The sequence below is a fragment of the Nesterenkonia pannonica genome (assembly GCF_019575955.1).
GTDB classification, from domain to species: domain Bacteria; phylum Actinomycetota; class Actinomycetes; order Actinomycetales; family Micrococcaceae; genus Nesterenkonia; species Nesterenkonia pannonica.
The window spans coordinates 1,812,702-1,825,357 of record NZ_CP080575.1 but is presented as its reverse complement, the minus strand read 5'-3'; the positions used below and the strand labels follow the sequence as shown (position 1 = coordinate 1,825,357).

The window sequence follows — 12,656 nt, the reverse complement described above, 5'->3', positions numbered from 1 at the left end:
TGCGAAGCACGAACGTGTGCGAAAGGCCGGGGGCGAGTCATTCGCATGCTCTGCCGTCCGACCGTGACCGGTCTGGAGCACGTTCCCTCTGAGGGCGGGTTCATCGTGGCCAGCAACCACCTCAGCTTCCTGGACTCCGTTCTCATCCAGGGCATCTTCCCCAGACCCGTGAGCTTCTTCGCAAAAGCTGAGTACTTCGCCCAGACCGGCCTGAAGGGCCGCGGCATGAAGCTCTTCTTCGAATCATTCGGCTCCGTCCCCGTCGACCGGGACAAGCAGTCGGGTGCGGTGGAGGCCCTGTACGGGCTGGGCGAGATGGTCCAGTCCGGCTCCGGCGTCGGCATCTACCCGGAAGGCACCCGGAGCCGCGACGGCAGGCTCTACCGAGGAAAGAACGGTGTGGGCTGGCTCGCGCTTGCCACCGGGGCGCCCGTCATACCGGTCGGTCTTCGAGGCACTGAGGAGCTGCAGGCTCCCGACTCGAACCGTGTTCGGATCCGAAGCTTCGAGGTGCACGCGGGGAGCCCCTCAGGTTCGAGAGGATGGAGAAGCAGCCGCTGAAGGCGCGTCGAGACGCGACGGCTCAGATCATGGACGCCATCGCTGAGCTGTCCGGGCAGGAGCGCGTCGACTCCTACAACGCCCGCCCCGCGGAAGTAAGCGACACCACCGAGGGCGGCACCGGCGGCTGATCCATGGCTGACCCTTCCTCCTACCGGCCGAAACCAGGGGAGATCCCCACGCAGCCCGGTGTGTATCGGTTCATCGATGCGCAGGGGCGTGTGATCTACGTCGGCAAGGCCAAGAGTCTTCGCTCCCGGCTCAACTCGTACTTCTCCTCGCCGAAGCAGCTGCCGCCGAAGACCTATGCCATGGTCCACACCGCTGAGCGTGTGGAATGGACCGTCGTGGGCTCCGAGCTGGAGGCTATCCAGCTGGAGTACACCTGGATCAAGCAGCACACCCCTCGATTCAACGTGATGTACCGGGACGACAAGTCCTACCCCTACCTTGCGGTCACGATGAACGAGAAGTTCCCGCGCGTTCAGGTGATGAGAGGGACAAGCGCAAGGGCGTGAAGTACTTCGGCCCCTTCCACCCCGCCAAAGCGATCCGCGAGACCGTCGACACGATGCTGCGCGTCTTCCCGGTGCGATCCTGCTCCGCAGGCGTCTTCAAGCGCGCGGAGGCGTCCGGGCGTCCCTGCCTGCTCGGCTATATCGACAAATGCGCGGCTCCCTGCGTCGGCGCAGTCAGTGCGGAGGAGCACCGAGGGCTGGCCGAGGAGTTCGTCGAGGTGATGTCAGGTCGCCCGGAGAAGCACATGCGGCGCATCGAGCAGCAGATGGAAGCAGCCGTTGCAGAGCTGCGGTACGAGGACGCGGCACGCCACCGGGATGATCTGCAGGCTCTGCGCCGAGTCTTCGAACGCAATGCGGTCGTGCTGCCCGAAGATACCGAGGCTGACATCTTCGCCGTCGCGGGGACGAGCTCGAAGCGGCCGTCCAGGTCTTCCACGTGCGTCAGGGTCGAATCCGCGGTCAGCGGGGCTGGGTCTCGGAGAAGGTGGAGGACATCGACGAGGCGAGGCTCATCGAGCAGCTGCTGCTGCAGGTGTACGGCGACATGCCGGATGCCGAGCGCATCCCTCGTGAGGTGCTGGTTCCTGCACTGCCCGATGATCACGAGGAGATAGGCCTCTGGCTCTCCGAGATGCGGGGGCGAAGGTCAGTCTTCGCGTGCCCCAGCGGGGTGACAAGGCGGCGCTCCTCGGAACGGTCGCCGAGAATGCGGAGCAGGCGCTGCGGCTGCACAAGACACGGCGCTCCAGCGACCTCACCACCCGGTCCGCGGCGCTGCGCGAGCTGCAGGAGCACCTGGATCTGAGTGAGCCGCTGCTGCGCGTCGAGTGCTTCGACGTGTCGCACACCGGAGGCACCAACGTGGTCGCCTCGATGGTGGTCCTTGAGGACGGCCTGCCCAAGAAGAAGGACTATCGCCGCTTCTCAGTCCGAGGCGCAGCGGCACGCGACGACACCTCAGCGATGAGAGATGTGATCGCTCGACGCTTCTCGCGCTACCTCAAAGAGCTCGAGAAGGCCGAGAGCCCTGTCTCCGAGGAGGCCGTCGCAGAGAGCGGTGAGATCGACGCTGAGGCGAAGGAGTCCACTGCGGTGGACAGGGAGGCAGTGCGGTTCGCGTATCCGCCGAGTCTGGTGGTGGTGGACGGCGGGCAGCCGCAGGTCAACGCGGCACGCGCAGCGCTGGACGAGCTCGGACTGATGGATATGCCGGTCGTCGGCCTGGCCAAACGTCTGGAGGAGATATGGCTGCCCGGCGATGACTTTCCCTCGTCCTTCCGCGCAGCTCAGAGGGTCTCTACATGCTTCAGCGCATTCGGGACGAAGCTCACCGGTTCGCCATCGCCTACCACCGCACGGCTCGGTCCAAGCAGATGACGCACTCGGCGCTGGACGATGTCCCGGGTCTGGGCCCCAAGAAGCGGGCGGCCCTGGTGGAGCATTTCGGCTCCGTCGCGAATCTCACCCAGGCAGCTCCGGAGGACGTCGCAGCGGTGCCGGGGCTGGGTCTGGCCAGTGCGGAGAAGATCCTGAGGCATCTGCGAGGCGATGCTCCTGAGTCAGATCCCGACGGCGAGTCCTCTCCCGGGGAGTGATTCGGTGACGCGCTTAGCGCAGGGACAGGTAGGCTCAAGATGTGATCAATGACTTGGCTCCCATGAAGCCGCCGGAGAGCGAGCTGCTGATCGTCACCGGCATGTCAGGCGCAGGCCGCACCACGGCAGCCCACGCCCTCGAGGACATGGGCTGGTACGTCGTCGAGGGCTCCCCTGAGCTGATTACGACCATGATGGACCTGATCGCCCGGAACCCGGGCTCCGTGGAGAAGCTCGCCGTGGTGCTGGACGTCCGCTCCCGCCGTCTCTACTCGAACATGCGGGATTCCTGGCGCAGGTCACTGCCGCGGGGATCGGCTACCGGCTGCTGTTTCTCGACGCATCCGACGAGCTCCTCGTCCGCCGCTTCGAACAGGGTCGGCGGCCCCACCCGCTCCAGGGCGAAGGTCGCATAGTCGACGGCATACACGCTGAGCGCGAAGTCCTGAAGGACGTCAAGGACTCAGCCCATCTGGTGCTCGACACCACTGACCTGAATGTCCACGGTTTGGCGAGTGCGGTCAATGAGCTGTTCAGCGATGACGGGCCCGTGACTCTGCGGCTCAACGTCATGAGCTTCGGCTTCAAGTACGGAGTGCCCGCGGACGCGAACTATCTCGCCGACGTGCGTTTCATCCCCAACCCGCACTGGGTTCCCGAGCTGAGGCCCTACACAGGGCAGGACCAGAACGTGCGGGACTATGTTCTGACCAATGAGGGCGCAGGGAGTTCGTCGACCTGTACGTCCAGGCCCTGCAGCCGGTGCTTGAGGGGCTACCGCCGGGAGAACAAGCACTACGCGACGCTGGCCGTGGGATGCACAGGAGGAAAGCACCGTTCGGTGGCGATCGGCGAGGAGCTTGCACGTCGCCTCGATCAGCTCCCCTCGGTCACCGTGAACGTGGTGCACCGGGACCTCGGACGCGAGTAGGCCGGGAACATGTCGAGCGGACCCATCACCGTCACCGGGCCACTGCCCAGCATCGGGGCTTTCGCTGAGTCCGCCTCGGGCTCGTCCGGGACGAGCTTCCGTGTGACAGCCCTCGGCGGCGGCCACGGGCTGAAGTCGACCCTGCGGGCGCTGCGCGTGATCGCTGCGGAGCACCTCACTGCGATCTGCACCGTCGCAGACGACGGCGGCTCCTCCGGCCGACTGCGCGAGGAGATGGACGTCCTGCCTCCAGGGATCTGCGTATGGCGCTGACGGCTCTCTGCGATGACAACGAGTGGGGACGCACATGGGCCTCAGTGATGCAGCATCGCCTCCGGTCGAAGGACGGTCAGGGGATTGGACAATCATGCGGTCGGAAACCTCCTGATCGTTGCCCTCTGGGAGCTGCTGGGCGACTCCGTCGACGGGCTCCGCTGGGCGGGGCGCTGCTCGGCGCTCGAGGCCAGGTGCTTCCGATGTCGCGCACACCGCTGACGATGTCGGGACTGGTGCGCACCGGCTCCGGCGATGACGGTGAGCTGGTGCGCATGGACTCCCAGGCGGAGCTTGCGAAGGCGGGTCGGCTCGGCCGACTCACGGACCTGCGGCTGCACCCCAGGAGGCTGAGGCCTGCAAGGAGGCTGTGACGGCCATTGAGCTCGCCGACTGGGTCGTATTCGGCCCCGGATCCTGGTACACCTCCGTGCTGCCGCACTTCATGCTTCCGGAGCTGCGCAGCGCGCTGGCGGAGACTGAGGCGAGGCGATGCGTGGTCATGAATCTGCTGTCGGAGACGGATGAGACGATCGGAATGACCCCGCGGATCATCTCGACGTGCTGCACGACTACGCACCCGAGGTGCACATCGACTCAGTGATTGCGGACCCCGCTGCATCGCCGAGGCCGAGCGCCCCGGCCTCGAGCAGGCCGCCTCCAGACTGGGCGCACAGGTGACCTACGCCAAGGTTCGCCGAGGCGATGAGCCTGAGGTCCATGACATCCTGCGACTGGCCATTGCGCTCAACGAGGTTTTCCACGAGGCGCGGGACTGAGCGCTGAAAGCATGATGCGTCTGGCCGACCGCACCGATGGGGATACCCTCTTCCAGTACGATGACGTGGCTGTATGCCCGCCCGACCACGACCCCAAGGACTCTTCGAAGACATGGCGCTGACCGAGTCGGTCAAGGACGAACTCTCCCGCACGGAGGTCTCCACCACATCCGAGCGCAAGGCAGAAGTCTCAGCCATGCTGCGGTTCTCCGGGGGCTTCACGTCATTTCGCGCCGCATCGTCATCGAGGCCGAGCTTGACCACGCGGCCACGGCTCGTCGTCTTCGCGCCGCCCTCCACGAGGTCTACGGCCATTCGTGCGAGGTCATCGTCGTCTCAGGAAACGGCCTGAAGAAGGGTTCGCGCTACGTCGTGCGCGTGGTCCGCGACGGTGACTCGCTGGCTCGCCAGGCGGGGCTGCTCGACGGGCGGGGACGCCCTGTGCGAGGTCTGCCGGCGGTTGTCGTCAACGGTGCTGTGGCGGATGCCGTCGCGGCATGGAGAGGCGCGTTCCTCGCGCACGGCTCGCTGACCGAGCCCGGACGCTCCTGCTCGTTGGAGGTCACGTGTCCGGGGCCGGAGGCCGCACTGGCGCTGGTGGGCGCCGCGCGTCGCCTGGGGCTCACGGCCAAAGCGCGTGAGGTGCGCAGCGCAGACCGCGTCGTCATCCGCGACGCCGATTCCATCGCGCAGCTGCTGACGCGCATGGGCGCCCACCAGACCCTCCTGGTGTGGGAGGAGAAGCGGATGCGCAAAGAGGTCAGAGCGTCAGCGAACCGGCTGGCGAACTTCGACGACGCGAACCTCCGCCGCTCCGCCCAGGCGGCTGTGGCTGCGGGTGCGCGAGTGGCGCGCGCCCTTGAGATCCTGGGCGATGAGGTGCCTGAGCACCTGAGTACGCCGGCTTACTGCGCCTGGGCCACAAGCAGGCGTCGTTGGACGAGCTCGGGCGCCTGGCGGATCCGCCCATGACCAAGGACGCCGTCGCGGGCCGGATCAGGCGTCTGCTGGCGATGGCGGACAAGCGCGCTGAGGAGCTGGGCATCCCAGACACCAACGCCGACGTGCCGGACGACATGATTGATTAGGACTGCCTAAAAACTGGCTTTATTCTGTATTTTTCTCCATGGGTGAACAGTTCATGCCGTATCGCGTGAAAGGGTTAATTTCGGCCTGCGGCGTGCATATGATGAGACCCGGAGCGAGGCACTGACCTCGACGTATTCCGCAACCAAGGAGGAAGAACCATGGCTGAGTACACACTTCCTGAGCTGGACTATGACTACGGCGCGCTGGAGCCTCACATCTCCGGGCGCATCATGGAGCTGCACCACTCCAAGCACCACAACACCTACGTGGGCGGCGCCAACACCGCGCTTGAGAAGCTGGCAGAGGCGCGCGAGAAGGGTGACTACTCCACCACGCCGCTGCTGCTGAAGAACCTCCAGTTCAACCTCGGCGGTCACACCAACCACTCCATCTTCTGGAAGAACCTGACCCCCAACGGTCAGGAGCGGCCAGAGGGCGAGCTGGCGGCCGCAATCGACGAGTACTTCGGCTCATTCGAGGCATTCCGCGATCAGTTCACCCAGGCCGCGCTGACCATCCAGGGCTCCGGCTGGGCCATCCTGGCCTACGAGCCCATCGGCGGGAACCTCGTCATCGAGCAGTTCTACGACCAGCAGAACGGTGTGCCGGTGGCCACGACGCCGCTGCTCATGCTGGACATGTGGGAGCACGCCTTCTACCTCGATTACCAGAACGTGAAGCCGGACTACGTGAAGGCCTTCTGGAACATCGTCAACTGGGACGATGTGGCGGAGCGACTCTCCGCAGCCCGCTCCGGGGCATCCTCGCTGATCGCTCCCTGATCAGGCCCGACTGCACAGCGTGATGCACATCACGCTCGAAGCATGAGATACTAACTTCATATCAGCAACAACGATGTTGGGGATCAGCAGCCACGCTACGCGTGGCCGCTGGTCCCCAATTGCTGTTTCAGCCCACGGAAGAACTCTCCAGGAGGACCCTATGGCAACAAAAATCGCGATCAACGGCTTCGGACGCATCGGCCGCAACTTTCTCCGCGTCATCCAGGACCAGGGCCAGGACCTCGAAGTGGTGGCCATCAATGACCTGACCGCCCCGGAGGCGCTGGTCAACCTGACCAAGTACGACTCAGTGCTGGGACGCTTCCCGACCGATGTCTCGATGGACGGGGACGAACTGGTCGTCGGCGGAAGCCGCATCAAGCTCTTCTCGGACCGCGAGTAACCAACCTTCCCTGGGGCGACCTGGGCGTTGACATCGTCATCGAGGCCACCGGCTTCTTCACGGACAAAGAGTCCGCTTCGAAGCACATTGAAGCGGGGGCGAAGAAGGTCATCGTCTCCGCACCGGGCAAGGGCGTGGACGCGACCCTGGTCATGGGGATCAACGAGGACACATACGACTCCGAGAACCACACGGTGGTCTCGAACGCCTCCTGCACCACGAACTGCCTGGCCCCAGTGGTCAAGGTGCTCAATGACGAGTTCGGAATCGTCGAGGGCCTCATGACCACAGTGCACGCCTACACCGGCGACCAGCGTCTCCACGACGCCCCGCACAGCGACCCCCGCCGTGCTCGCGCCGCAGCCGTCAACATGGTGCCCACGTCTACTGGCGCCGCGAAGGCCATCGGGCTGGTCATCCCCGAGGTCGACGGAAAGCTTGACGGGTTCGCCGTCCGCGTTCCCGTCATCACGGGCTCCGGCACGGACCTCACCGTGACGGTGGAGAAGGACGGCGTGACCGTGGATCAGGTGAATGCTGCGTTCGAGAAGGCAGCGGAGGGAGCTTTGGCCGGAGCTCTGGCGTACAGCACGGACCCGCTGGTCTCGAGCGACATCGTCGGCGACCCGCACGCCAGCATCTTTGATGCTCCGCTCACGAAGGTGATCGGCAATACCGTGAAGGTCTTCTCCTGGTACGACAACGAGTACGGCTACTCCTCCCGTCTGGCGGAGATGGCTGTCTTCATGGGAGGCAAGCTCTGATCCTGCGGCCTCAGGCGCAGATCTCAGGCCCCGGACCCACCTATGGGCCGGGGCCTGTTTGCCTCCGCAGCGATTGGTAGTCTGATCACTATGACAGCAAAGACTCTCGAGTCCCTCCTCGATGAAGGTGTCCAGGGCCGTTCGGTGCTGGTTCGCTCAGACCTCAACGTTCCGCTGGCAGACGGTGCGGTGACCGACGACGGCCGCATACGTGCTTCGCTTCCCGTGCTGGAGAGGCTGGCAGCCGCCGGGGCCAAAGTGCTGGTCGCCGCGCACCTCGGCCGTCCGAAGGGCGAGCCGGTCCCTGAGTTTTCACTGGCGCCGGTCGCTGATCGCATGGGCGAACTCAGCTCAGTGACGGTGAGGCGGGCCGAGGACCTCACCGGTCCCTCCGCCCGTGAGGCAGCAGACGCTCTCGGAAGCGGCGAAGTGCTTCTCCTCGAGAACGTGCGTTTCGACCCTCGTGAGACGTCGAAGGATGAGGGCGAGCGTCAGACGCTGGCTGGCGAGCTCGCTGCGCTGACCGGACCTGAGGGCGCCTTCGTCAATGACGCCTTCGGTGCGGTGCACAGGGCTCACGCTTCCGTGGTGGACATTGCTGCGGAGCTGCCTGCGTACCAGGGAGACCTGGTGGCGTCGGAGCTGAAGGTGCTTGAACGGCTGACCACGAGCCCGGAGCGTCCGTACACGGTGATTCTCGGGGATCGAAGGTGTCGGACAAGCTCGCAGTCATCGAGAACCTTCTCCCCAAAGCTGACACGCTGCTCATCGGCGGAGGAATGGTCTTCACGTTCCTGAAGGCGCAGGGCTTCGGCATCGGAAAGTCCCTGGTGGAGAATGACAAGCTCGACACGGTCAGCCGCTTCATGGACCTCGCGGCTGAGCACGACTGCCGACTTGTGCTGCCCACCGATATTGTGATGGCGTCCGCTTTCGCTCCCGACGCTGAGCGTGAGGTTCTCTCTGTGGACGCTCTGGAGACGGGCAGCCACGGAGCCGACGCTCTGGGCCTGGACATCGGGCCGAAGTCTGCGGAGCTGTTTGCTCAGAGCATCGCCGCGTCGAAGACGGTCTTCTGGAACGGACCGATGGGAGTCTTCGAGATGGAGGCGTTCTCCCACGGGACGCGCACCGTGGCGGACGCACTCTCTAAGGCCGAGGCCTTCAGCGTGGTCGGCGGCGGCGACTCCGCAGCGGCAGTGCGGACCCTAGGGTTCGATGAGTCAGGCTTCGGACACATCTCCACCGGCGGTGGAGCGAGCCTCGAGTATCTCGAAGGCAAGACGCTCCCCGGCATCCAAGCACTGGGTCTCTGACCTTTCAAGAACGCCAACAAAGGACTCGTATGACTCTGCAGAAGAACGGACAGTTTGTCCGCAAGCCCCTGATCGCGGGCAACTGGAAGATGAACATGGACCACATGCAGGCGATCGCCCTGGTCCAGAAGCTCGCGTGGACCCTGGACGACGCGAAGCACGACTATGAGCGTACGGAGGTTGCGGTGTTTCCGCCCTTCACGGACCTTCGCGGCGTCCAGACCCTGGTGGTTAGCGACAAGCTGAGCCTCGCCTACGGCGCGCAGGACCTTTCGCCGCAGGACTCCGGGGCGTTCACCGGAGACATTCCGGGAGGCTTCTTGGAGAAGCTGGGCTGCTCATTCGTCCTCGTGGGTCACTCGGAACGGCGCGAAGTCCATCAGGAGACGGACGAGGTCCTCAGCGCCAAGCTGCAGGCCGCGCTTCGTCATGGGCTCGCGCCTGTGCTCTGCGTGGGGAGGGCCTTGAGGTCCGCGAGGCCGGAAACCATGTGCAGCACACGCTGGACCAGGTGGATGCCGCACTGGCCGGGACCGCCTCGGATGAGCTGAGCGAGCTGGTCATCGCCTATGAGCCTGTATGGGCTATCGGCACTGGCAAAGTGGCGGGCCCGGAAGATGCTCAGCAGATGGCGGAGGCCATCCGCCGCCGCCTCGAGGAGCTGTACTCCGAGGAGTTCGCGCGAGGAGTTAGGCTCCTGTACGGCGGATCCGTGAAGTCTTCGAACGTGGCTCAGATACTCGCCGGAGCAGATGTGGATGGAGCCCTGGTCGGCGGTGCCTCCTTGGACGCAGAGGAGTTCGCGAAGATCGCCCAGTTTGAGAAGCACGTCACGGCGTAGGCGCGCGCAGGCCCCTAGGGGCTATGCTGGTCTGTGCTGTTCTCCCCGAAGAAAGGTCTTGAGTGGACTTCGTCACCCTCACCCTTCAGGTTCTGCTGACCTGTGTCAGTCTGCTCCTCATTCTGCTGATCCTCCTGCACAAGGGGCGTGGCGGCGGCGTCAGCGACATGTTCGGCGGCGGCGTGACCAGCTCGCTGGGTGCTTCCGGCGTGGCGGAGCGAAATCTGAATCGCCTGACCGTGACGCTCGGCGTCGTGTGGGGCGTGATCATCGTGGCCCTTGGTCTGATGATGACGGGCGGCATGGACGTCTGATCTGAGCGTCTCTGCAGACGAGAGGGGCGGGACCGAATGCAGTTGTCGGTCCCGCCCTCTCGTCTGCAGTTCCGGGCCTCAGAGGCGGCTGGCTGCCGCTCTGTCGAGGTGCCATATGGTTTCACCGATGCCGCGAGCGTTCTTCGAGGGATCTCCTCCACGGGGTGTCCTCGTCGAACGCCTTTGAGACTGCTTCGGCTTTCGAATCCCCGGCGGTCACGAGCCATACGCGTTCTGCGGAGTGGATGGCGTCGAAGGTCAGGGTGACGCGCATAGGCGGTCCGAGTTCGGCGGGGCATCATCTTCGCTGGTGACCGCCTGCCCTGAGACGTGCAGTGCGTCCTTATGGGGAACAGGCTGTTGATGTGGCCGTCGGGCCCCACGCCGAGCAGGTGGACGGCGAGTTTGGGGAGCGCAAGGCCATTGCTGCCTCCTGCAGGAGCGTGCGCCTGAAGCTGCTGCGCGTACATCTCAGCTCCGGCCTCTGGGTTGGCGGCGTCCTCTGAGGTGGGCATGGCGTGGATGTTCTCTTCCGGAAGCCCGTGGTGGGCTACCAGAGCGTCGAGCAGGGCTTCGCGGGCCTGCTGGTCGTTCCGGTCACTTTCGCCACCAGGGAGGAGGCGTTCGTCGCCCCACCAGATGTGCACTCTGCTCCAGTCAGGCGCTGTGCGCGAGCCCTCCTCGGAGGCGAGGTGCTCGGCCACAGCCTTGAGCACGCCGATGCCGGGCCCTCCGCCGGTGAGAGCCACGTGGGCGAAGCCCTCATCCTCCACCGTTGATCTGAGCGTGCTGAGGAGTTTTCTCGCGACGCTCTGCGTCAGCTCTGACAGATCGGCGTATATGTCTGTTGCGGGAACCGCAGCGTGTTCCTTGACGTGAAGCATGAATTGATCCTCCTGGGGATGCGTCTGTACAACTTTTGTTGATTGCGCCTCACGCTAGGAGGTTAACCTCCATGTCCGGTGAACAGGGGTGGCCTCGTCCTCAGGCGGGCACTCGCCACTCGCGTCCGTCGCGGAGCATCAGCGTGTGGGCAGCCTCGGGTCCCCATGTGCCGGGCGCGTAGGCTTCGGGCTGCTTGCTCATCGACTCCCATCGTTTGATGAACGGGTCGACGATCCTCCATGAGAGCTCCACCTCGCGGTGGCGCGGGAAGAGGGGAGGCTCGCCTCGGAGCACGTCCAGGATGAGGCGTTCGTAAGCTTCGGGCGACTGCTCGGTGAAGGACCGTCCGTAGCTGAAGTCCATGTCGACGTCTCGCACTTCCATGGTGGTCCCGGGAACCTTGGAGGTGAGCCTCAGGGTGGCGCCTTCGTTCGGCTGGATCCGTATGATCAGCGCGTTGCCGCCGAACTCGGCCTCGTCGGTTTCGGTGAAGAGGAGATTGGGAGCTCGCTTGAACATCACCGCGATCTCAGTGACCCGTCGGCCAAGACACTTGCCGCTCCTGAGGTAGAAGGGAACGCCTGCCCACCTGCGGGTCTGGACGTTCAGCTTCAGCGCGGCGAAGGTCTCCGTGGTGGAGTGTGGGTCGAAGCCCTCCTCCTCAAGGAAGCCGGTGATGCGCTGCCCGTGCACTTCGCCTGAGGTGTACTGGCCCCGCGCGCTCGAACCGTCCAGATCCTCGGGCACCTGAACGGCTTCAAGGGCCTTCTCCTTCTCCCGTCGGAGGTGATCGGCGTCGAAGCTGATCGGCTCCTCCATGGCGGTGAGGGCGAGGAGCTGGAGAAGGTGGTTCTGGATGACGTCGCGCGTGGCGCCGACGCCGTCGTAGTAGCTGGCGCGTCCGCCGATGCCGAAGTTCTCCGCCATGGTGATCTGCACATGGTCGACGTGCTGATTGTTCCAGAGGGGTTCGAAGAGCCGGTTGGCGAAGCGGAGGGCGAGCAGGTTCTGGACCGTCTCCTTGCCCAGGTAGTGGTCGATGCGGAAGACGCAGTCGGGGTCGAAGACCTTTTCGACGGCGACGTTCAGCTCATGAGCCGATTCCTCATCGTGGCCGAAGGGCTTCTCGATGATGACTCTGGACCAGGGATCGGCCGCATGCTTGCTGCGATGCGCCAGACCGTGGGTGGAGAGCTTCTCGGAGACAGTCTCGAAGGAGTTGGGAGGTATGGAGAGGTAGAACGCATGGTTGCCTTCGGTGCCTCGCTGCGTCTTCAGCTCATCGAGCGTCTCGCCCAGTCGCCGGAAGGCCTCATCGTCGTCGAACCCCTCCGCCGGGATGAACCTCAGTCCCTCGCGCAGGCTGTGCCACGTCTCCTCATCGAAGCCCGTGCGCGTGCTTAAGCACGCACGTGTGTCTCGACCTCATCGGCGAAGTCCTCATGCGACCATCCGCGGCGCCCGTAGCCCACCAAGGAGAAGCCTGGGGGCAGCAGTCCCCGATTGGCCAGGTCGTAGATGGCGGGCAGCAGCTTCTTGCGTGCCAGATCCCCGGTCACGCCGAACATCACCACGGCGCAGGGTAAGCCGGTGTGTTGGCGC

Annotated in this window: 7 protein-coding genes and 8 pseudogenes; 13 read left to right on the top strand and 2 right to left on the bottom strand. The window is 64.8% G+C overall.

Annotated features, from left to right (window positions below; genetic code table 11):
* The first annotated feature begins 45 nt into the window (after positions 1–45).
* From K0H76_RS13075 to secG, 11 genes and pseudogenes are all read left to right on the top strand, one after another.
* Positions 46–692 (top strand): annotated as a pseudogene (locus K0H76_RS13075) (1-acyl-sn-glycerol-3-phosphate acyltransferase).
* A 3-nt stretch (positions 693–695) separates the two neighbouring features.
* A pseudogene (uvrC, locus tag K0H76_RS13070) lies at positions 696–2,677 on the top strand (excinuclease ABC subunit UvrC).
* Between the two features lie 41 nt (positions 2,678–2,718).
* Positions 2,719–3,093, top strand: a complete 375-nt coding sequence (locus tag K0H76_RS13065; protein ID WP_258933276.1) for a hypothetical protein — start codon at positions 2,719–2,721, stop codon at positions 3,091–3,093.
* Positions 3,006–3,608: a hypothetical protein gene (locus K0H76_RS13060; RefSeq protein ID WP_258935409.1), complete on the top strand. Its 603-nt coding sequence runs from the start codon at positions 3,006–3,008 to the stop codon at positions 3,606–3,608. Before K0H76_RS13065 ends, K0H76_RS13060 begins: the two co-directional genes overlap by 88 nt.
* 9 nt (positions 3,609–3,617) lie before the next feature.
* A pseudogene (yvcK, locus tag K0H76_RS13055) lies at positions 3,618–4,660 on the top strand (uridine diphosphate-N-acetylglucosamine-binding protein YvcK).
* Between the two features lie 112 nt (positions 4,661–4,772).
* Positions 4,773–5,748, top strand: a pseudogene (whiA, locus tag K0H76_RS13050) (DNA-binding protein WhiA).
* Positions 5,749–5,907: 159 nt separating this feature from the next.
* Entirely contained in the window at positions 5,908–6,531 is a 624-nt protein-coding gene (locus K0H76_RS13045; protein WP_146341566.1) for a superoxide dismutase, read from the top strand.
* Between the two features lie 160 nt (positions 6,532–6,691).
* Positions 6,692–7,698, top strand: a pseudogene (gene gap, locus K0H76_RS13040) (type I glyceraldehyde-3-phosphate dehydrogenase).
* A gap of 90 nt (positions 7,699–7,788) precedes the next feature.
* Positions 7,789–9,014, top strand: a pseudogene (locus K0H76_RS13035) (phosphoglycerate kinase).
* Between the two features lie 29 nt (positions 9,015–9,043).
* A pseudogene (gene tpiA, locus K0H76_RS13030) lies at positions 9,044–9,855 on the top strand (triose-phosphate isomerase).
* A 62-nt stretch (positions 9,856–9,917) separates the two neighbouring features.
* Complete coding sequence (gene secG, locus K0H76_RS13025) at positions 9,918–10,169, top strand: preprotein translocase subunit SecG (protein WP_146341570.1); 252 nt, start codon at positions 9,918–9,920, stop codon at positions 10,167–10,169.
* Between the two features lie 121 nt (positions 10,170–10,290).
* Here secG and K0H76_RS13020 read toward each other — a convergent pair whose 3' ends face one another.
* Positions 10,291–10,443, bottom strand: coding sequence for a 6-phosphogluconolactonase (locus K0H76_RS13020; RefSeq protein WP_258933275.1), 153 nt, complete (start codon positions 10,441–10,443; stop codon positions 10,291–10,293).
* Between the two features lie 91 nt (positions 10,444–10,534).
* On the opposite strand from K0H76_RS13020, the gene K0H76_RS13015 reads away from it, so the two are divergent.
* Together K0H76_RS13015 and K0H76_RS13010 are read left to right on the top strand one after the other, a co-directional pair.
* Positions 10,535–10,675 carry a hypothetical protein gene (locus tag K0H76_RS13015; RefSeq protein ID WP_258933274.1) on the top strand — a complete coding sequence of 47 codons (141 nt, stop codon included), beginning with the start codon at positions 10,535–10,537 and terminating at the stop codon, positions 10,673–10,675.
* A 12-nt stretch (positions 10,676–10,687) separates the two neighbouring features.
* A complete protein-coding gene (locus K0H76_RS13010; protein ID WP_258933273.1) occupies positions 10,688–10,948 on the top strand; it encodes a hypothetical protein in 261 nt (86 codons plus the stop codon).
* 205 nt (positions 10,949–11,153) lie between these two features.
* Here the strand turns inward: K0H76_RS13010 and zwf are convergent.
* Positions 11,154–12,631: pseudogene (zwf, locus tag K0H76_RS13005) on the bottom strand (glucose-6-phosphate dehydrogenase); the annotation flags it as partial.
* Positions 12,632–12,656: the final 25 nt, after the last annotated feature.

Excerpts from the sequence above, each read along its gene's own strand:
- K0H76_RS13045 (WP_146341566.1), top strand. The coding sequence starts at position 5,908 with ATGGCTGAGTACACACTTCCTGAGCTGGACTATGACTACGGCGCGCTG.
- K0H76_RS13020 (WP_258933275.1), bottom strand. The coding sequence starts at position 10,443 with ATGCGCGTCACCCTGACCTTCGACGCCATCCACTCCGCAGAACGCGTA.